The sequence below is a fragment of the Aeromonas sp. Marseille-Q5825 genome (genome assembly GCF_946892685.1).
Taxonomy (GTDB): Bacteria; Pseudomonadota; Gammaproteobacteria; order Enterobacterales; family Aeromonadaceae; genus Aeromonas; species Aeromonas rivipollensis.
The window spans coordinates 1,173,043-1,192,776 of record NZ_CAMPOU010000001.1 but is presented as its reverse complement, the minus strand read 5'-3'; the positions used below and the strand labels follow the sequence as shown (position 1 = coordinate 1,192,776).

Sequence of the window (19,734 nt, the reverse complement as noted above, 5' to 3'; positions counted from 1 at the left end):
GACAGGAGTCACACCATGACCAGACCCATAGCCCTCATCACAGGCGCCAGCCGTGGCCTTGGCAAACACAGCGCCCTCGCCCTCGCGGCCAAGGGGGTGGATCTCATCATCACCTACCGCAGCCAGGCCGACGAGGCGGCCGCAGTGGTGGCCGAGGCCAGAGCGCTCGGGGTCCAGGCCCATGCCCTGGCGCTGGATGTGGGGGTGAGCGCCTCCTTTGTCGCCTTCGCAGAGGAGGTGAAGCAACTGCTCGCCCGGGAGTGGCAACGGCCGCAGTTCGACTACCTGGTCAACAACGCCGGCATCGGCATTCATGCCAGCTTCGAGCAGACCACGGAGGAGCAGTTCGATACCCTGCTCAACATCCACTTCAAGGGGACCTTCTTCCTGACCCAGAAGCTGCTGCCGCTTATCCGTGATGGCGGGCGCATCATCAATCTCTCCACCGGCCTGACTCGCTTCGCCATGCCGGGTTACGCCGCCTACGCCGCCATGAAGGGGGGCGTGGAGGTGCTGACCCACTATCTGGCCAAGGAGCTGGGCCCCCGCGGCATCGCCGTCAACGTGGTGGCCCCCGGCGCCATCGAGACCGACTTTGGCGGCGGCGTGGTGCGCGACGACAAGGGGGTCAACGCCTTCCTCGCGAGCCAGACGGCGCTGGGGAGAGTCGGCCAGCCCGACGACATCGGCGGTGTCATCGCCGCCCTGCTCTCCGATGACAACCGCTGGATCACCGCCCAGCGCATCGAGGCCTCGGGGGGCATGTTTATCTAGGCCGGGATGGGCGCCAAAGGCTTGCACGCCGCCATGAAAAAGCCACGAAAAAGGCCCCCGAGGGGGCCTTTGCATTGGGGCGGCGCCATGCGCACGCACCTTAAGTCAACGCTTTACAGCGTCTTGCCACCGGAGGCGATCACCTGGCTGTACCAGTGGAAGCTCTCCTTCTTGATGCGGCGCAAGGATCCCCCCTGCTCGTCGCGCTCCACATAGACGAAGCCGTAGCGCTTCTGGTAGCCGTTGAGCCAGCTCAGTATGTCGGTGAAGGACCAGGCGCAGTAGCCGATGAGCTCGACCCCGTCCTGCATCGCCTCCTGACAGGCTTTCAGGTGGCTTTGCAGATAGGCGATGCGGTAGTCATCCTGCACCCGGCCGTCCGCGGTCAGCTTGTCGAACTCGCCGAGGCCGTTCTCGGTGATCATCAGCGGCAGGCCGTAGCGGGACGAGAGGCGGCGCAGGGCGATGCGCATCCCGGTGGGATCTATGGCCCAGTCCCAGTTGCTGGTCTCCAGGTGCGGGTTGGGGGTGGTCTTGTAGAGACCGGGGACACCGCTCGATGGCGTTGTGCCCTTCTGCCCCGTGGTGTTGATGCGCTGCATGGTCTGGCCGCCGAGGGGATTGTCGGTGAAGGTCAGGGTGTAGTAGTAGTTGACGCCTATGTAGTCGGGAGTGCCTTCGCGCAGCAACTCGAGATCCCCTGGCAGAATCTCGGGGGCCTCGCCGGTTTCTCTCAGGTAGGCGAGCGCCGCCTGGGGGTAGCGGCCGAAGCAGTAGGCATCCAGCCACCAGAGGTTGGTGAACTCCTCGGCATTCTCGAACGCCAGCATGTCACTCGGGGCGCAGGAGGCCGGATAGGCCGGGGAATAGGCGAAGCTCGGGCCTATGAGGCCGTTTGGTACATGCTGGCGGAACGCCTTGATCACACGGGCGTTGGCCAGGAACGCGATGTGGTTGGCGGCGAAGAAGCGCTTCCTGTCCTGCACCGCAGGGGGATGAGTGCCGAGCTGGTAGGCGTTGGTCAGGTTGTAGTTCTGCTCGTTGAGGGAGACCCAGTACTTCACCTTGCCGGCGAAGCGCTGATAGAGGGTGACGCAGTAGTGCTCGAAGTCGTCGATGATGCGCCTGTCTTCCCAGCCGCCGTATTCGTCCTGCAGGGCCTGGGGCAGGTCCCAGTGGTAGAGGGTCAGCACAGGCTCTATGCCGTGGGCCAGCAGGGCGTCGATGAGCCGCTCGTAGAAGGCGAGCCCCGCCTCGTTCACCTCGCCGCGCCCGCTTGGGAAGATGCGCGGCCAGCTCACCGAGAAGCGATAGGCCTTGAGCCCCATCTCGGCCATCAGCGCCACGTCCTCTTCCACCCTGTGGTAGTGATCCACCGCCACGTCCCCGTTGCTGCCCTCGAAGGTCTTGCCCGGCAACTTGGTGAAGAGATCCCACACCGAGGGGCCCTTGCCGTCTTCGTTCCAGGCCCCTTCCACCTGGTAGGCGGCAGAGGCGGCCCCCCAGAGGAAATCTGCGGGGAAGTCGTTGAACTTGGGATGGTGCATCTGGCTTGTCTCCTGCTGCTTGAGGATGGTGCCGCCTCTCCCCTAGGGCATGGGCGGGGGTCAAAACGAATTGGCATCAGCATCGAACAGTTCTAGAATTCCGTCCAATGACAATTTTTGCCATTCAATATTCCAATCAGGAATGAAGGAGTCGTGATGGAGTTGCGGGATCTGAAGGCCTTCGTCACCCTGGGGGAGGTCTTGCACTTCGGTCAGGCGGCGGCGCGCCAGCACATCACCCAGTCGGCCCTGAGCAAGCAGATCCGGCGGCTGGAGGGGGAATTTGGCGGCGAGCTGTTCGAGCGCAACGCCAGCAGCACCCGGCTCACCCCCCTCGGGCGCGCCCTCTACGGGGATGCCTGCGCCCTGGTGGCCCAGAGCGAGCAGCTCGGTCGCACCGCCCGCGACGTGCTGGCGGGTAATGGCGGCACCCTGCGCATCGGCTTCGGGGTCGCCACCAAGCTGCTGGTGCCCGCCGCCATCGCCCGTTTTCGGGCCAGCCGCCCCGGGGTCGGCATAGAGCTCAACGATCTCTCCACCCATCACCAGTTGCTGGCGCTCAGTGAAGGCAAACTGGATCTCGGCTTCTGCCGCCTGCCCGCCCCCAAGGGCTGGCAGGTGCTGCCCGTGGTGCGCGCCCATTTCGTCGCAGTGCTGCCCGCCGGCTACCAGGGGGTGACGGGGCTCTCGGATCTGCTGGACAAGCCCCTCGCCATCTTGCGCCGGGACAAGGCCCCCTCCTTCCACGATCAGTTCGTGCACTACCTGGCCCAGAGCGGGCTGCGCTTTGGGGATATCCAGTACGTCAACGACTTCGCCGCCGGCATCGCCACCGCGGCGGCGGGCATCGCCTGGACCCTGGTGCCCTCCTCCACCACCATAGAGCACCCGGATGTCATCACCCTGCCACTGGCGGAGGCCGAGGCGAGCTGGATCATAGGGCTCATTCGCCCGCCGGGAGGGGATAACCCCCTCATAGCCCCCTTCTGGCAGACGGTGGCCGAGCTCGGTGATCCCGCCCTCACCGCCCTGGGTGATCAGGGCAGTGCAGGAACATGACGCGGCCATGGCTGTCATTCACGACACGGCATCGTTCGAGAACCACATTAACGGTAGCTTTTGCGCAGCCAGCCCCCGTAAAATTGCACCATGGCTCCGGCGCCCGGCGCCAACCGACAAGGACTCGTTTCTCCAATGCTATCTCACTGGCTGCTGAGGTTTGATCTCCATCGCCTCATCCTGGCCCTGGCCGTGCTCGGCGTGCTGGCCACCTTCGGCAACAGCTTCTACGCCATCCATCAGGCACAGCGACAGCTGCTGATCGACAGTACTCTGGAGGCCAACCGTGTCTATGCCACCAAGCTGGCCGCCTCCGCCGAGGCCATGCTGAATGCGGCCCAGGGGCAGCTTGCCTACAGCGCCACCCTGCTGGCGCCGCTGCTGCAGGCCAACGACATCGCGGGGCTGGAGCAGGAGGTGACCCAGCTGCGCGAGCGCACCAACACCTTCAACTCGGTGGCCGTCGTGAACACCGAGTCCACCATAGTCGCCGTCTCCCCCGAGACCCTGAAGGTGAAGGGGGCCAAGCTCAGCTCCCGCAGCGCCCGCCAGACCCTCGCCAACCAGCAGCCGACCATCTCTGATCCTCTTATCTCCCTTTCGGGCAACTACCTCATCAGCCTCTCCTACCCTGTGTTCTCGACGGACAGGCGCTACCTCGGCTATGTCGCCGGGACCATCTACCTGGAATCCGCCAGCGTGCTCTCCAGCCTGCTGGGCCAGCACTACTACCAGGATGGCTCCTACCTCTACGTGGTCGACCGGGAGAAGACGCTGATCTACCACCCAGACCCCAAGCGCATCGGCCAGAAGATAAGTGACAATGCGGTGGTGGACGAGGTGTTGCAGGGGCGGCAGGGGGCACAAGCCGTGCTCAACTCCCAAGGGATAGAGATGCTGACGGGCTTCGCCCCCGTGGCCGGTGCGGGCTGGGGAGTGGTGGCCCAGCGTCCCCGCAGCGCCACCCTGGCCGGGCTGGATGAGCAGATGCTCGACATATTGAAGGGGATGATCCCGGTCACCCTCTTCATCCTCTTCGTCATCTGGCTCTCGGCCACCATCATCTCCCGCCCCCTGCGGCAGCTGGCCAACAGGGCCAGGCTGATGGATCAGCAGGAGGCGGCCTCCAACATCTCCAGCATCCGCGCCTGGTACTTCGAGGCAGCCCAGCTCAAGCAGGCCATCCTCAAGGGGCTGGGGCTGCTCAACACCAAGATTGACCAGCTGCACACCGACAGCCACACAGACCCCATGACGGGCCTCTTCAACCGGCGGGCCATGCAGCAGATGCTGGACGACTATCAGGCGCAGTCCCGGCCGCTGGCGGTCATCGCCCTCGATATCGATCACTTCAAGGCCATCAACGACCACTTCGGCCACGACGTCGGGGACGCCGTCATCGTCGCCCTGGCGACCCTGATGCAGCGGGATCTGCGCGCCGATGCCGCCCTGTGCCGAAGCGGCGGCGAGGAGTTCCTGCTGCTGCTGCCCGGGGTCTCCCTGGTGCAGGCGCAGCGGATCGCCGAGCGGCTGCGGCAGACGGTGGCGAACCACGAGATGGAGCAGGCCGGGTGCATCACCATCTCCCTCGGGGTCGCCCACTGGCCGGGGGATGCCAGCGCTCTCGGTGCCGTGCTCAAGCAGGCGGACAAGGCGCTCTATCAGGCCAAGCACAGGGGCCGCAACTGCGTGGTGGTGGCCGGTGCCTGAGGCCCGGCGTCAGAAGCTGTAGCCCATCTTGAGGTAGATGCCCGCGTTGTCGTCCTTGCCCATCGCATACTCGAGGTTGGCGACTATGCCCGCCTCCGGCTTGAGCAAGTACTGCACCCCCGCCCCCCAGGCGGGATAGATGTTGTCGCTGTCGCCACAGTCGAGGGACTCCCCGTTCACGGCGTCGCCGTAGAGGCAGGCCACCCCGGCGAAGGCGGTGAGGGTCCAGCGTTCGGCAAGCTGGTAGCGCTCCTCGACCTCCACCGCCGACATGTGCTGGCCCAGGTACTCCCCCGGGGTGTAGCCACGCAGATAGATGGGGGAATAGGAGCCGCTCGGCGCGTTGTGGGAGAACTGGTTGCGATTGCGCCAGGCGAGCACATTGCCATCCCCGTGACTCCAGTAGCCCCGATAGTCGACCCGATAGATGTCAAAGTCCCCCTCTCCCCCCAGCCCTTCCCGGTAGGCCAGGTTGTTGACGTTCAAATACCAGCCCCTGGTCGCGCTGAAGTCGCTGTCCCGGGAGTCGTGCTGCACCACCAGCCCCAGCCCCCCTGAGGTGAACCCCGCCAGCCCCAGCTCGTCCAGGATCTGATCCGACTCCAGATCCTGTCCCTGCACCTCGTAGTTGGAGTAGGCCGCCATGCCGCCGACGAACCAGTCCCCCTCCACCCGATAGAGGTAGCGCAGGAAGGCGGAGCGGAAGTTGTCGTTGGTCTCGAGGGCGCGGCCGGTGCCGAGGTAATCCTGGTAGCTGTTGTTGATGTCGCCGAGGATGACGCCACCGACGATGCGGTGGTGATCCGCCCCGAACGACGTCTTGGCGAAGGCGCTGGTGATGAGGGACGCCGAGGTGGTGTACTTGCCGGACAGGGTGAACAGGGACGGGCGCGAGCCCTCATCGAACTGGTGCAGATAACCCACCATCAGGCCCGCCGCCGTGTCCAGCTTGGGGCTGGAGCTCAGCAGGGGCACGAACAGCCAGGGGGAGCGCTCGCCCTCCTTGGCCGCCTTTGCCTTTCGCTCGTCACCGCGCGTCTGCGCCTCTTCCTTGGCGGGATCCGCCGCCATTGCGGGGCTGGCCGCCAGGATAAAGGCCAGGCCGGCCATCAGGGGGGAGATTGCATTGCGCATGTGTGGGTTCCGCACAGGATCGCGCACGGCAAACCGGCGGCGCTGGGCCACCCTGCTCGGCAGGCACGTCGGGGTTCAGGTTGCCGGCCGCCTTGCATCAGGGGCCGGAAGAGGGCCGCAGCATAGCGGCATCCCCCGACCCCGACCACAGCAAGATGGTGCGCCATACAATCGCCGTACAGCTTCGGCAAACGAGAGGGCCTGGCGAATTGCGGGCATGAAAAAACCCCTGCCTGGGCAGGGGTTCGGGGCGCGGACGCTTACAGATTGACGGCGAGGCTGGCGGCCTGTGCCTGGCTTGGGGTCACCAGCACGGGCACCGACTTGGAGGTCGGGGTGAAGGAGCCCTCCCCTATGCTGTCGATGGCCACCAGGGGGTTGGTCTCCGGGTAGTAGGCGGCGATGTTGCCCCTGGGGATCTCGTAGAAGATGACGCTAAAGCCGCGCACCACCCGCTCGCGTCCGTCGTCGCAGATGGCGGTCATGTCCACCTGCTGCTCCTCGGCCAGCCCCAGGCGACGGGCATCCTCCTCGTTCATGAAGACCACGTTGCGCCGCCCCTTGATGCCGCGGTAGCGATCGTCCATGCCATAGATGGTGGTGTTGTACTGATCGTGGGAGCGCAGGCTCTGGAGCAGCAGCACGGGCTCGCCCACCATCTGCTCGGCGTGGCTGGTGCACTCGGGCAGTATGGAGTCCGGCAAGCGGTTCGCCCGAAATTCGGCGCGCCCGCTTGGGGTGTTCCAGCGCAGCAGGGCGGCACTGTTCTCCAGGTGGAAGCCGCTGGGCTCCTCGATGCGGCGGTTGAAGTCGTCAAAGCCGGCTATGGTCTCGGCGATGAGGTTGCGCAGCAGGGCGTAGTCGTCCCGCAGCGCCAGCCAGTCCACCCGCTCGCTGCCGAGCGTCGCCTCGGCCATGCGCGCGACTATGTCGATCTCCGAGAGACACAGCGGCGAGACCGGCTCGTTCATGCCGGTGGAGGCGTGCACCATGCTGAAGGTATCTTCCACTGTGATCTTCTGGATGCCGCTGCGCTGCAGATCGAGCTCGGTGCGGCCGAGGCAGGGCAGGATCAGGGCATCCTGGGACACCATCAGATGGCTGCGGTTGAGCTTGGTGCTGATCTGCACGTTGAGCTCGCTCTTGCGCATCGCCTCATAGGTGAAGTCGGTGTCAGGCGCAGCGGCCGCCAGGTTGCCCCCAAGGCAGACGAGCACCTTGCTCTTGCCGCCGTGCAGGGCCTTGAGCGCCTCGTAGACGTTGTGCCCCGGCGTGCGCTTGAGGCCAACCGGGAAGCGGCGCTCCAGACGGTCGATAAAGGCGGCGTTGGGTTTCTCGTTGATCCCCATGGTGCGGTTGCCCTGCACGTTGCTGTGGCCGCGCACCGGGCAGAGCCCGGCCCCCGGCTTGCCAATCTGGCCGCACATCAGGTGCAGGTTGACGATTTCGCGGATGGTGTCGACCGAGTGCTTGTGCTGGGTGATCCCCATGGCCCAGCAGCTGATCACGCTCTCGCTCCGGGCGAAGATCCTGGCCGCCTGAGTGATCGCCTCGCGATCTAGCCCGGATTGCGCCTCGATCTGCGCCCACTCAGTCGCCTTCACCTTGGCAAGATACTCGTCAAAGTGCGCCGTGTGCTGCTCGATGAAGGCGAGATCGATGCGGCCCCCCTCCTCTTCCAGAATGTATTTCGCCATGCCGCGAATCGCCGCCATGTCGCCGCCGAGTTTCGGCGTGAGGTACTGGTGGCTGATGCGGGTGGCCGCCGGGGTCAGCAGCTCCGCCGGGCTCTGGGGGCTGGCGAAGCGCTCGAGGGCCACCTCTTTCAAATTGTTGAAGGTGACTATCTGGCACCCCTGGCGCGCCGCCTTGCGCAGGGCGTTCATCATGCGCGGGTGGTTGGTGCCCGGATTCTGGCCAAAGACGAAGATGGCCTTGGCGGCGTCGAAGTCATCGAGCACCACAGTGCCCTTGCCCACCCCGACGGACTGGATGAGCCCAACGCCGCTCGCCTCGTGGCACATGTTGGAGCAGTCCGGGAAGTTGTTGGTGCCATAGAGACGGCCGAACAGCTGATAGAGGTAGGAGGCCTCGTTGCTGGCACGGCCCGAGGTGTAGAACTCCACCTCGTCGGGACTGGCCAGGCTCTTGAGCTTGTCGGCGATGAGGGCAAAGGCCTGCTCCCAGCTTATCGGCTCGTAATGATCGGTGGCCGGGTTGTAGCGCAGGGGCTCGGTCAGACGGCCCTGATATTCCAGCCAGTAGTCGCTCTGGGCAGAGAGGCGGCGCACCGAATGCTCGGCGAAGAAGGCCGCCCCCACCGTCTTGCTGGTGGACTCCCAGGCCACCGCCTTGGCGCCGTTCTCGCAAAACTGGAAGGCCCCCTGCTTGTTGTCACCCCAGGCGCAGCCCGGGCAGTCGAAGCCGTCGGTCTGGTTGACCCGCAGCAGGTTCTTGATGTTCTGCCGGGTCTTCTGGCTGCGCAGCACCTGCTTGAAGGTGGACTGCAGGGAGGAAAAGCCGCCGGCCTTGGCCGGTTTCTCAATATGACTGGACATGGGAGTCTCCGAACTGATCCTGGGCGCGGGGGCTGGCATAGCAGACCGGGGCATCGGATCTGGGCACATGAATGAGGGTCAGGTTGTATTTCAGGGCCAGTCGCACCGCGAGCTGGCTGGGAGAAGCAAGGCTGATGAGGTGGGCGGCGCCAAATTGCACCGCCTTGTGAATGAGTTCGCTGCCGCAGCGGCTGGTGATGACCAGGGTGTGGGCCTGCGCGGGCTGGCGCAGTTGCATGCCGATGAGCTTGTCCAGGGCATTGTGGCGGCCTATGTCCTCCCGGCAGGCCAGGATCTCGCCGCGATCATCCAGCGCCAGGGCGGCATGGAGGGCGCCGCTCTGGCGGGCCTTGCTCTGCCAGGGGGCGATGCGATTACGCAAGTCCCGCAGACGCTCGGTATCCAAGGGGGCGCCCGGGGTCAGGGGGGTGAGCGCGGGCAGCGCATGCTCTATGGCCTCCACCCCGCAGATGCCGCAGCCGCTCGCCCCGGCCAGGCGACGCTTGCGCTGGCCAAGCGCTGCCAGGCAGCGGTTGGCGATGGTGATGTCGAGCACGACGCCGTGCTCCGAGAGGGTGCTCTGGATGTCGTGCACGTCGTGATTGCCCCCTATGATGCCCTCGCCAAACAGGAAGCCGATGGCGAAGTCGTCGAGATCATCCGGGGTGGCCATCATGACGGCGTGGTTGATGCCATTGATGTTGACGGACACGGCCACCTCTTCCACCAGCTCATCCAGCCTGGGTAACCGTGAATTGAATGGGATCATGCGAGACGCTTATAACGTGTATTCGGGCCTCAAGTTTAGATAAGTCGCTCCCCCAAAACCAATGAAACAAATCTATTCACCGATAGAAAACCTCTATTGCCATGGCGATGTCGATTGATTAACTTTGTCAGCCATCCTCCACGCCAGGCGCTTCCTCTTCGATGAACATCAAGCAGTTGCACTATTTCTACGAACTGGCCCAGCACCGCCACTTCGCCAAGGCGGCCAAGGCCTGCTTCATCACCCAGCCGACCCTGTCCGCCAGCATCACGGCGCTGGAAAAATCCCTCGGCACCGAGCTGGTGGTGCGCAACAGCCAGTTCGTGGCGCTGACCCAGGCGGGGGAAGTGGTGCTGCGCCACGCCGAGCGCATGCTGCTGGAGCAGGACGCCATGCGCCAGGAGCTGAGCCTGTTTGGCGGCGCGCTCTCGGGGGTCCTGCGCATCGGCATGGTGCCCCAGTCGAGCATCGACATCATGCCGCTGCTCAAGCGCTTCAACGACGCCTTCCCCAAGGTCAGCCTGCGCCTGTCGGTGATGACCCACGGCACCCTGCTCGAGCAGCTGGATCTGCACCAGACCGACATCGGCCTTGGCTTTGACGAGCTGCTCACCGAGCATCAGCGCCGCGCCCTCGACGTCCAGTTGCGCCACCCCAACCCCATGGCGCTGCTGGGGCCCCTGCCCCCGCACCTCTCCCCGAGCCAGCCCCTGAGGCTGGCGGACTTGGAGGATCTCCCCCTGATACTGCCGAGCGCCACCATGCAGTTTCGTCGCTATTTCGACGAGGCCGCCGCCCGCCAACAGCTCAGCCTGCGGGTGGTGCTGGAGACAGACTCCCTGTTCCACCTGGCCAACGGGGTGAGCCACGGCCTCGGCTGCGCCGTGGTCAGTGCCGGCATCGCCGCCACCGCCCAGCAGCTCTTCAAGCTGCCCTGCCACCCCTTGAGCGATGCGAGCGCCGGCACCATCGCCTTCATCACCCGAAAACACAGCGTCACCCCCGCCATGAAGGCCTTTCTCGGCCTGCTGAAGACCTGAGTCCCCCCGCAGGGCTACGAGGCAAAACGCGAGTACCGCCCACCTGCTCCGACAAGCCTGCGCTGACCAAGAAAAAACGCCCCTGAGGGCGTTTTTTCTTTATTAGGGAATAGGACAGCTGGCCGGCGATCCCTGGTCGCGAGGCCAGAGGGTGCTGCCATCCGTACTTGAGAGGGGCAGGAATGTCAGCCCCTCGCTCATGTTGGCGGGCGGGAGATCGTCCTCCAGCACGTACATCCCCATGGGCAGGACGCCCGAGGGCTGGTTCGCCTCCACCTGAGCGGCGGCAAGCGTCGAGTAGCGCAGACCCAGCAGATCGAAGTGGCTACGCCAGTCCAGGCCGGTGAGCCTGCCGAGGGCGACCAGCATGAAGTCGTTGCCCGGTATGTCTCTCACCTGCTTGCCGCCATAGACCCCATGCCCCTGGAAGGGGAAGAGGCCAAAGCCGAGCCTGTCCCTGTTGGCATTCCAGTCGCTCTCGTTGTCGGCAACGGCGCCGAAGATCCGTGAATGCTGGTAGAGCAGGGTGAAGATATTGAAGCCGTTGCTCAGGCGGGTGCCGTCCGCCAGCCTCATGCCGTGGGCGCGCAGCGCCATCTGGATATAAAATGCCATGCGATAGCCGTTGTGGACCGCATAGGCATTGCTCTGCCAGGGCGCCTCGTAGCGACTCTCCCCCGCATCCAGCACCCTGCAATTGGCCCCCAGCACCACCCGGTTGCCGCTCTTATCCTTCACCCCGGCCGCGTCGGACATGAAGGCGTAGAACAGATCCTTGTGGTTCATGTGACCATCTTTGATGGGCGCCTGGTTGCCGTCGCGCAGATAGTGGGCCTGCCACTTCACCACATAGGGGAAGATGTTGTTGGAGTTCTCCCCGGCCCGGCTGCCATAGCCGCGCCAGTTGTCGGCATCGCTGGCGGCGGCATAATGCACATTCAGGCGCTGGGTTTGCAGGTTGTGCCCTAGCTCGTGATTGTCCAGCCAACCGGTCGGGCTGATGCTGCCGGAAGAGTCCCAGGGGTTGCCGCTGCAGCCGACCCCGCAATGGGCATTCTGGTCATAGTTGGCATGCTGGATGATAGTGCGGGTATGCAGTGATTCGTCGAGACACTGATCCCCCAGCAGCGCGACACAGGCGCGCCTGACCTCGTCAGGCAGCGACTCCTCCAGGCGCTTGCCCTGGATCTTGAAGCCCGCCAGGGTATAGACGCTGTTGATATGATCCCGGGAGATGCTTTCCAGCAGGGCATCGGTGTCGGCAATGGTCCCCCCGATGGCCCCGGTGAAGCGATCTCGCCGCAGATGCTGCTCGGCGCCATCGGCCCTGAGATCGACATGGGGCAGCTCGGTCTGATCCAGCCGCTCGTTGAAGTCCCGGATCTGCTGCTCATCACTGAAGTCCAGGATGGCCGGATGGTGGGTCACGCCGGTGGCGGTCACCTCCACTTGCAGCGCCCCGTCTCCCCCCTCCAGGTAGAGATAGACAGGGCCCCCATAGGGCGAGGTGAAGCTGACGCTGCCGCCCTTGTTCAGAGGAAGCCGCCCGCTGGCCAACTCCAGCGGCGCCCGATAGACCTTCTGCTCATAGGCCCTGTTGGTGTTGGGTCTGTGGTAATTGAGCCGAATGGTAGCGGAAACATCCGCAGTATCCGTGCGACTCAGGGTGATACGCTGCCCTGGCAGGGCATACCAGCCCGTCGAGGTCCACTGCCCGGAATAGGGCACCGAGATGCGGCGGCTGTCGCTGATGACGGCGGGATAGGCGTAATGGGCCAGATCTCCCTTGAACACCTGGCTGCGATCGACGACGTACTCCCCCAGATCCGGCTGGGCCAGGTTGCGAACACGGGCATAGCTCACCAGCCAGTCGGCAAACATCGCCCGCTGCCAGGCCTGATGCTCGTCCCAGGCGATGGGGTAATCGATGGCGGCGCGGTATTTGTCGGCCAGCAGCAGGCTGGCCGGCAACAGTGCCAAGCCGTCGCGGGCGAAGGGGCTGATCCCCGCCTTGTCCAGGGTGATGGCGGCATTCCTGAGCCAGTCGGCGCCATTCTTGAACTGCAGATTGAACTCATCGACACCGCCGCAATTGAGGAAGTTGCCGCTGCAGGCATCCAGCCATTGGGTGCTGAATTCCCCCTCCTTGAGGTTGCTCAGCAGCGTATCGACCGCCATCAGCTGGGGATCTGGCGCCATGATGGTGCTCGCCGCCAGATTGCTGACCTTGAGCTTCGACCAGTAGTTGCCCCAGGTCACCAGCCCCATCTCCAGATAGAGGGGCGCCAGCAGGGGGCTCGCCTCTCGCCGGTAGTTGGAGAGCAGCAGCGGGATCCCGGCGGCCTTCGCCTTGGCGATGGCCTGGGCTATGCCCTGGTATCCCAGCCCCTGGCGATCGAGGTCGCTTATCACGATGAGATCCGGCGCCATGCGGTCGATGCAGGCGCCGAGGGCCTGATAATCGCATTCATCGGCCTGGTTGATGCTGTGCGCGTCCGGATACATGGCCTTGAGCCAGTCCCGGATCCCCTCGTTATGGGGGAAATACCAGCTGTCGGCGCGACTCGGCACCTGGGCGGTCAGGATGCGAAGGCCATCGTCATCACTATCCCTCCCCCGGGTCAGCCAGCCGATCAGACCCTTGAGCAGTGCCTCGCTCTGGGGTGTGCGATCCACCGCAAACAGATTCGCCCCCATGGCTGCCCGGCGATAGTCATCTTGCTCGGAGACCATCACCAGGCCGCGGATCTCGCTCTCCCCCTTGCCATTGATGTTGGAGGGAAGCAGGGTCACTGTGTTTTCGGGCTGGAAGCTGGAGAAGGTGATGGAGTCGTGACTCGGGTTCCAGCTGATGGCCCCCAGACCCTGATAGAGGGTGCGGACCAATTCGGTGCGACGCGCCTCGCTGTCGGCGATGGCGCCACGGGCATGGGCGATCAGCTCCACGTCGCTGGCGAGGGCGTGATCCTCACGGGCAATGGCATGGGCGGCATGCTTGATGAAGCGAGCCGACACCTGACAATCGGCGCCCATGGGGCCTGTGATGTAGTCGTGACCCTGCAGGGTGCCGTCACAGCCCTCTATGCGCTCCAGCACGAAGCCGGCGTCGGGCGCCAGGGTGAAACGCCCCCGCTCACCGGCGCTCAGGCGCAGGCTGGCCGGGCTCAGCCGCCCACCCTGGCTGCTCTGGGTGGTGGCCTCGAAATAAACGGGGGCCGTCTCCTGAGTGAAGCTCGCCGAGACCTGGCAATCGCCGCGCATGGGGCCCGTGGTATAGGTGTGGCCGTCCAGCGTCCCCTCACAACCCGCAATCTGCGCCAACACATAACCGGTGTCGGGTGCTAGGGTGAAACTGCCCTGCTCACCGGCGCTCAGGCGCAGGCTGGCCGGGCTCAACTGCCCACCCTGGGTGCTCTGGGTGGATGCCTCAAAATACGTTGTTATCGTGGGGGGAATGGCATCGTCTTTCCCGCCCTCTCCACCCCCGCATCCGTTCATGGCAAGGGCCAGCAAGGGTGTGAGAATGACTTTTCTCATCTTCTATCCTCCTCTCTACCAGGCTGTTTGGGGCGGGCAGTGTAGGGGGCGTGCTGCGTAATTTCAACCCTGAACGAATCCCATTTTAGGCTCCGACCGACCGGGATCGCCTTCCCTCGCCTGGCGGCACTTCATTCCCCCGGGGCGGTCTACCCCGCAAGAGAATGACAGCCCCTTCAATGACGGGCTGAACATTATGGATTCCGGAATAAATATGCATATAAATCAGCATAAGCATGGCGCCATATATGAACTTGTCTGCTGTTTGTATGAAGCATCATGCTGCTGAAATTTTTCTGTGAGCCACCTCCCGTCGTTAAACCCAAGAGCCTATAACCTTGACCCGTACAATAAAAACATGACGCGTTCCGGTTTATTTCACCATGCATCACAAAGGAGTGTCACATGTATAAGAAAGTGAAACTGGCGGGTATTATCAGCACCCTTATTCTCTCTGCCTCTGCATATTCTGCCGAGATGACGGTGGGCTTCTCTCAAATAGGCTCTGAATCCGGTTGGCGGGCCGCGGAAACCTCGGTCGCCAAGACGGAAGCACAGAAACGCGGCATCACCCTGAAAATTGCCGATGCCCAGCAAAAACAGGAGAACCAGATCAAGGCCATCCGCTCCTTCATTGCCCAGGGGGTCGATGCCATCTTTATTGCCCCCGTGGTGCAGACCGGCTGGGATCCTGTATTGCAGGAGGCGAAAGAGGCCGAGATCCCGGTGTTCCTGCTGGATCGCAACATCACGGTGAAAGATGACGCCCTCTTCATGACCGGGGTCGCCGCAGACAGCGTCCACGAAGGGGCAGTGGCGGCCCAGTGGCTTATCAAGCAGCAGGATGGCAAGGCCTGCAATGTGGTTGAACTGCAAGGCACAGTGGGGGCCAGCGTGGCGCTGGATCGCAAGAAGGGCTTCCTCGACACAGTCGCGGCCGTACCCACCATCAAGATCATCCGCACCCAGTCCGGCGACTTCACCCGCAGCAAGGGCAAGGAGGTGATGGAGAGCTTCATCAAGGCGGAAAATAACGGCAAGAATATTTGCGCCGTCTACGCCCACAACGACGACATGGCCATAGGCGCCATCCAGGCAATTAAAGAAGCCGGGCTGAAACCGGGCACGGATATCAAGATCATCTCCATCGATGGGGTGCCTGATATTTTCAAGGCGATGATGGCCGGCGAAGCCAATGCCTCGGTGGAGTTGACGCCAAATATGGCGGGCCCCGCCTTCGATGCCCTGCTGGCCTATAAGAAGGATGGCGCCCTGCCTCCCAAACATATCAAGACGGAGTCTATTCTGTTCGAGCCTGAGAGTGCCGAGGCCCAGCTCGAGCTGAAAAAAGACATGGGATATTAATGCCGCTCGCCCGCTGAGCCTGCCAGTTGAATAAGACGCCATATCGGCTGGGTTGCGATATGGCGTCTTATATCGGAGAGCCCCTATTCATGTCAGAAAACACTCAGGATGTCCTGTTGAACGCCCGCGGGATCTGCAAGACCTTTCCCGGGGTGCGTGCCCTGTATCAGGTGGACTTCTCCCTGCGAAGGGGGGAGATTATGGCGCTGCTCGGCGAGAACGGCGCCGGCAAGTCCACCCTGGTCAAGACCCTCACCGGCGTCTATCAGCCCGACGGGGGGCGCATCGAACTCGATGGCGTCCCCATCTCCCCCACGGACACCGCCCATGCCCAGCGCCTGGGGATTGGCACCGTCTATCAGGAGGTCAACCTGCTGCCCAACATGTCGGTGGCAGACAACCTCTTCATCGGCCACGAGCCCCGCCGTTTCGGTTTCATCGACAGAGCCGCCATGGCCCGGCAGGCCCAGACCATCATGGCGGGATACGGCTTCGAGATGGATGTCTCCCTGCCCCTCGGCCACTATTCGGTCGCCATGCAGCAGATAGTGGCCATCGCCAGGGCCATCTCACTGTCGGCCAAGATCCTCATCCTCGATGAACCCACCGCCAGCCTGGATGCCAGCGAGGTGCAGATGCTCTTCTCCCTCATGGGGAACCTGCGGGATCAGGGGGTGAGCCTCATCTTCATCACCCATTTTCTCGAACAGGTCTACGCCATCAGCGATCGCATCACTGTGCTTCGCAACGGCGAGCTGGTCGGCACCCGCGACACGGCCGCGCTGCCGCAACTGGATCTGGTCAAGATGATGCTGGGGCACGAGCTTGACGACAACGCCCTCAAGCGGGCGGGCAAGACACTGCGCAGCAATCAGCCCACGGTGTCGTTCAGGGGTTATGGCAAGCGCGGGGTCATAGCCCCCTTCAGTCTCGACGTCATGCCCGGGGAGATAGTGGGTCTGGCCGGCCTGCTCGGCTCGGGTCGCACCGAGACCGCCGAGCTGATGTTCGGCATAGTGCCAAGGGACAGTGGCGAGTGCCGGGTGCGGGGCAAGCCGGTGACCATCCGCTCTGCGCGCCAGGCCGCCGCCAACGGCTTTGGCTTCTGCCCGGAGGATCGCAAGAACGCCGGCATCATCGCCTCGGCCTCGGTGCGCGAAAACATGATGCTGGCCCTGCAAGCCCAGCGGGGCTGGCTGCGCCCCTTGCCCCGCAAGGAGCAGGACGAGATCACCGCCCGCCTCATCGAGCAGCTGGCGATCAAGACCCCGGGGCCGGAGCAGCCCATCCAGTTTTTGTCAGGGGGCAACCAGCAGAAGGTGTTGCTGGCCCGCTGGCTGCTGACCAAGCCGCAGTTCCTGATCCTGGACGAACCCACCCGGGGCATAGACGTGGGGGCCCATGCCGAGATCATCCGCCTCATCGAATCCCTCTGCGCCAACGGGCTGGCCCTGCTGGTCATCTCCTCTGAGCTCGAAGAGCTGGTGGGCTATGCCGATCGGGTAATAGTCCTGCGCGACAGAAAACAGGTGGCAGAACTTGCGACGGACGCCCTCAGCGTCCCTGCCATCATGAACGCCATTGCATGCGAGGCCTGATATGACGTCATCCACCCTCCCCCTTCCTGGCGGGCCGGCGCGCCCCCGCAGAGCCCTGCCCACGGGCACGGCCCAGTGCACAGCCCTGCTCTGCGTGCTGCTCATCAACGCCCTGGTTGCCGACAACTTCTTCGCCATCCATGTCCAGGATGGGCGGCTGTTTGGCAGCCTCATCGACATACTCAACCGCTGCGCCCCTGTGGCCCTGCTCTCCCTCGGCATGACGCTGGTGATCGCCACCGGCGGCATCGATCTGTCGGTGGGGGCCGTGATGGCCATCAGCGGGGCCACCATGGCCAGCCTGGCCACCGGCGGTCACAGCCTGCCGGTCATCGTCGCCTCAGTGCTTGGGGTGGGCTTGCTGTGCGGCCTGTGGAACGGCTTGCTGGTGGCGGTGTTCAAGATCCAGCCCATAGTCGCCACCCTGATCCTCATGGTGGCGGGCCGGGGCATAGCCCAGCTCATCACAGAGGGGCAGATCATCACCTTCAACAACGAGGCCCTCGCCTGGATCGGCAGCGGCGCCCTCTTCTATCTGCCCACCCCCGTCATCATCACCCTGGGGATGGCGCTGCTGCTCTGGCTGCTGACCAAGCGCACCGCCCTCGGCCTCTTCATCGAGGCGGTGGGGATCAACATCAAGGCGGCCAAGAATGCCGGCCTCAACACCCCCATGGTGGTGATCGCCACCTACCTGCTGAGCGGCCTCATGGCCGCCGTCGCCGGCATGATAGTCGCCGCCGACATCCGCGGGGCCGATGCCAACAACGCCGGGCTCTGGCTGGAGATGGACGCCATCCTGGCGGTGGTGATAGGGGGCACCTCCCTGATGGGGGGGCGCTTCAACCTCGCCCTCTCCCTGGTCGGCATACTGATCATCCAGGGGGTGAACACAGGTATCCTGCTCTCCGGCTACCAGCCCCAGTGGAACCAGATCGTCAAGGCCATGGTGGTGCTGGCGGTGCTGGTCATGCAGTCGCCGGCCCTCAACCACCTGTTCCAGCGAGGGACTCGCCATGTTTAAACGCAACCTCCCCCTGATGGTGACCATCATGGTCTTCGTGCTGGGCTATCTGCTCTGCCTGGCCTCCTTCCCCGCCTTCATGTCCACCCGCATCATCTGCAACATACTGACGGACAACGCGTTTCTGGGCATAGTGGCGGTCGGCATGACCTTCGTCATCCTCTCGGGGGGCATAGATCTGTCGGTGGGTGCCGTTATCGCCTTCACCGGCGTGCTGCTGGCAAAGCTCATCGGGGATCTGGGGGTCAGCCCGCTGCTGGCCATCCCCCTGGTGCTGGTGCTCGGCGCCGGCTTCGGCGCCCTGATGGGCTGGCTCATCGACACCCTGAAGATCCCTGCCTTCATCATCACCCTGGCGGGCATGTTCTTCCTGCGAGGGGCCAGTTTCCTCATCTCGGAGCAGTCCCTGCCCATCGATCACCCCAGCTTCACCTACCTGTCGAGCCTGTCGTGGAAGATACCGGGAGGCGGTCGCTTGAGCCTGCTGGCCCTCATCATGCTGGCGGTGGTGGTGTTTGGCATACTGCTCGCCAACCGCACCCGCTTTGGCAACAACGTCTATGCCATCGGCGGCAACGCCACCTCGGCGGCCCTGATGGGGATCTCGGTGCGCCACACCACCATCCGCATCTACCTGCTCTCCACCACACTGGCGACCCTGGCGGGCATCGTATTCGCGCTCTACACCTCGGCGGGCTATCCGCTCGCCGCCGTCGGGGTGGAGCTCGATGCCATCGCCGCCGTGGTGATCGGCGGCACCCTGCTGAGCGGCGGGGTGGGCACAGTGTTCGGCTCCCTGTTCGGGGTGCTTATCCAGGGGTTGATCCAGACCTACATCAACTTCGACGGCACCCTCAGCTCCTGGTGGACCAAGATCATCATAGGTCTGCTGCTGTTTTGCTTCATCGCCCTGCAGCGCCTGCTGATCCTGGTCTCGGAACACCGCAAGGCCAACAACGCCACCCCCTTCAAGCGGCAGGTCCCCGTCACCCCCCTTGAGTGACAACATCGCGGGGCCTGCGCCCGGTCAACCCAGGCACAGGCCCCGCGATAACACGCCTTTATGGTGGCCAGGCGCTAGTATTCCCCCGCCCCCAGCAGCCGTTCTTTCCAGAGATAGCCCTGCACCCCCAGATCCAGCAAGGGCCGTGGCGGGAGATAGTTTGCCGTGCCCAGGGCGCGCATCTGCTCGCCCCAGGGGCTCTCCACCCCGCACACCAGATCGGCCAGCGCCTTGCCCGCCATGGTCTGCTTGCTGATCCCGGCACCGTTGCATCCCAACGCAGCGTAGAGATCTGCTCCGAACTGGCCCCACAACGGCGCCCCGTTGCGACTCACGCTGATGAGCCCGGACCAGCTGTGGGCGAAGGCCACCTCCCCGAGTTCGGGAAAGCGAGACAAAAACAGCTGGCGGTGACGCCGCACTATGGCCTCCCTGGCCCTGCCATCGCTGTGCAGCGTCGGCGCATGAGCAACATGCTGGCGGATCAGAATGCGGTGATGCCGGGTGTACCAATTGGGACGGTCGGGCTGATAGAAGGTAGAGTTAGACAAATCTGTAGATAAACCCAGAGTGAAGGTGGCAGATCATTAGAGCCACATGACAGGGAAGACAGCTG

At 64.0% G+C, this 19,734-nt stretch carries 14 protein-coding genes; 8 read left to right on the top strand and 6 right to left on the bottom strand.

Translation table 11 applies throughout. The features are described 5' to 3' along the window. The first annotated feature begins 15 nt into the window (after window positions 1-15). Window positions 16-774 carry an SDR family NAD(P)-dependent oxidoreductase gene (locus OC537_RS05475; RefSeq protein ID WP_163148180.1) on the top strand — a complete coding sequence of 253 codons (759 nt, stop codon included), beginning with the start codon at window positions 16-18 and terminating at the stop codon, window positions 772-774. A gap of 113 nt (window positions 775-887) precedes the next feature. Here OC537_RS05475 and OC537_RS05470 read toward each other — a convergent pair whose 3' ends face one another. After that, window positions 888-2,321, bottom strand: coding sequence for a glycoside hydrolase family 1 protein (locus OC537_RS05470; protein WP_139745877.1), 1,434 nt, complete (start codon window positions 2,319-2,321; stop codon window positions 888-890). Window positions 2,322-2,477: 156 nt separating this feature from the next. Here OC537_RS05470 and OC537_RS05465 point away from each other — a divergent pair, with 156 nt between their 5' ends. Both OC537_RS05465 and OC537_RS05460 read left to right on the top strand, forming a co-directional pair. Beyond that, the gene (locus tag OC537_RS05465; protein ID WP_262110095.1) at window positions 2,478-3,380 is read left to right on the top strand and encodes a LysR family transcriptional regulator; all 903 of its coding nucleotides are present in this window, start codon (window positions 2,478-2,480) and stop codon (window positions 3,378-3,380) included. Between the two features lie 135 nt (window positions 3,381-3,515). Continuing rightward, window positions 3,516-5,090, top strand: a complete 1,575-nt coding sequence (locus OC537_RS05460; protein ID WP_262110094.1) for a sensor domain-containing diguanylate cyclase — start codon at window positions 3,516-3,518, stop codon at window positions 5,088-5,090. 9 nt (window positions 5,091-5,099) lie between these two features. On the opposite strand, the gene OC537_RS05455 is transcribed toward OC537_RS05460, so the two are convergent. The 3 genes from OC537_RS05455 to fdhD form a co-directional block, all read right to left on the bottom strand. Further along, window positions 5,100-6,224 (bottom strand): hypothetical protein, encoded by a 1,125-nt coding sequence (locus OC537_RS05455; protein WP_262110086.1) that lies wholly within the window; start codon window positions 6,222-6,224, stop codon window positions 5,100-5,102. A gap of 260 nt (window positions 6,225-6,484) precedes the next feature. Next, on the bottom strand, window positions 6,485-8,782 hold the full coding sequence (locus OC537_RS05450) for an FdhF/YdeP family oxidoreductase (RefSeq protein WP_262110084.1): 2,298 nt from the start codon (window positions 8,780-8,782) through the stop codon (window positions 6,485-6,487). Next, window positions 8,766-9,551: a formate dehydrogenase accessory sulfurtransferase FdhD gene (gene fdhD / locus OC537_RS05445; protein WP_262110083.1), complete on the bottom strand. Its 786-nt coding sequence runs from the start codon at window positions 9,549-9,551 to the stop codon at window positions 8,766-8,768. The genes OC537_RS05450 and fdhD overlap by 17 nt, the downstream gene beginning before the upstream one ends. A 161-nt stretch (window positions 9,552-9,712) precedes the next feature. On the opposite strand from fdhD, the gene OC537_RS05440 reads away from it, so the two are divergent. Then, complete coding sequence (locus tag OC537_RS05440; RefSeq protein WP_262110082.1) at window positions 9,713-10,591, top strand: LysR family transcriptional regulator; 879 nt, start codon at window positions 9,713-9,715, stop codon at window positions 10,589-10,591. A gap of 102 nt (window positions 10,592-10,693) precedes the next feature. Here OC537_RS05440 and OC537_RS05435 read toward each other — a convergent pair whose 3' ends face one another. Continuing rightward, window positions 10,694-13,987: an ImpA family metalloprotease gene (locus tag OC537_RS05435; protein WP_262110079.1), complete on the bottom strand. Its 3,294-nt coding sequence runs from the start codon at window positions 13,985-13,987 to the stop codon at window positions 10,694-10,696. Between the two features lie 546 nt (window positions 13,988-14,533). Between OC537_RS05435 and ytfQ the strand changes: the two genes are divergently transcribed. From ytfQ to yjfF, 4 genes are all read left to right on the top strand, one after another. Next, on the top strand, window positions 14,534-15,493 hold the full coding sequence (ytfQ, locus tag OC537_RS05430; RefSeq protein WP_111912068.1) for a galactofuranose ABC transporter, galactofuranose-binding protein YtfQ: 960 nt from the start codon (window positions 14,534-14,536) through the stop codon (window positions 15,491-15,493). 89 nt (window positions 15,494-15,582) lie between these two features. Continuing rightward, on the top strand, window positions 15,583-17,091 hold the full coding sequence (locus OC537_RS05425) for a sugar ABC transporter ATP-binding protein (protein ID WP_262110077.1): 1,509 nt from the start codon (window positions 15,583-15,585) through the stop codon (window positions 17,089-17,091). A 1-nt stretch (window position 17,092) separates the two neighbouring features. After that, the gene (ytfT, locus tag OC537_RS05420) at window positions 17,093-18,115 is read left to right on the top strand and encodes a galactofuranose ABC transporter, ATP-binding protein YtfT (RefSeq protein ID WP_262110075.1); all 1,023 of its coding nucleotides are present in this window, start codon (window positions 17,093-17,095) and stop codon (window positions 18,113-18,115) included. After that, window positions 18,108-19,118: a galactofuranose ABC transporter, permease protein YjfF gene (gene yjfF / locus OC537_RS05415; RefSeq protein ID WP_262110073.1), complete on the top strand. Its 1,011-nt coding sequence runs from the start codon at window positions 18,108-18,110 to the stop codon at window positions 19,116-19,118. The genes ytfT and yjfF overlap by 8 nt, the downstream gene beginning before the upstream one ends. Window positions 19,119-19,192: 74 nt before the next feature. Here yjfF and OC537_RS05410 read toward each other — a convergent pair whose 3' ends face one another. Further along, window positions 19,193-19,669: an FAD-dependent oxidoreductase gene (locus tag OC537_RS05410; protein WP_262110070.1), complete on the bottom strand. Its 477-nt coding sequence runs from the start codon at window positions 19,667-19,669 to the stop codon at window positions 19,193-19,195. Between the last annotated feature and the right edge of the window lie 65 nt (window positions 19,670-19,734).

Excerpts from the sequence above, each read along its gene's own strand:
- OC537_RS05475 (WP_163148180.1), top strand. The coding sequence starts at position 16 with ATGACCAGACCCATAGCCCTCATCACAGGCGCCAGCCGTGGCCTTGGC.
- OC537_RS05470 (WP_139745877.1), bottom strand. The coding sequence starts at position 2,321 with ATGCACCATCCCAAGTTCAACGACTTCCCCGCAGATTTCCTCTGGGGG.
- OC537_RS05465 (WP_262110095.1), top strand. The coding sequence starts at position 2,478 with ATGGAGTTGCGGGATCTGAAGGCCTTCGTCACCCTGGGGGAGGTCTTG.
- OC537_RS05460 (WP_262110094.1), top strand. The coding sequence starts at position 3,516 with ATGCTATCTCACTGGCTGCTGAGGTTTGATCTCCATCGCCTCATCCTG.
- OC537_RS05455 (WP_262110086.1), bottom strand. The coding sequence starts at position 6,224 with ATGCGCAATGCAATCTCCCCCCTGATGGCCGGCCTGGCCTTTATCCTG.
- OC537_RS05450 (WP_262110084.1), bottom strand. The coding sequence starts at position 8,782 with ATGTCCAGTCATATTGAGAAACCGGCCAAGGCCGGCGGCTTTTCCTCC.
- fdhD (WP_262110083.1), bottom strand. The coding sequence starts at position 9,551 with ATGATCCCATTCAATTCACGGTTACCCAGGCTGGATGAGCTGGTGGAA.
- OC537_RS05440 (WP_262110082.1), top strand. The coding sequence starts at position 9,713 with ATGAACATCAAGCAGTTGCACTATTTCTACGAACTGGCCCAGCACCGC.
- ytfQ (WP_111912068.1), top strand. The coding sequence starts at position 14,534 with ATGTATAAGAAAGTGAAACTGGCGGGTATTATCAGCACCCTTATTCTC.
- OC537_RS05425 (WP_262110077.1), top strand. The coding sequence starts at position 15,583 with ATGTCAGAAAACACTCAGGATGTCCTGTTGAACGCCCGCGGGATCTGC.
- ytfT (WP_262110075.1), top strand. The coding sequence starts at position 17,093 with ATGACGTCATCCACCCTCCCCCTTCCTGGCGGGCCGGCGCGCCCCCGC.
- yjfF (WP_262110073.1), top strand. The coding sequence starts at position 18,108 with ATGTTTAAACGCAACCTCCCCCTGATGGTGACCATCATGGTCTTCGTG.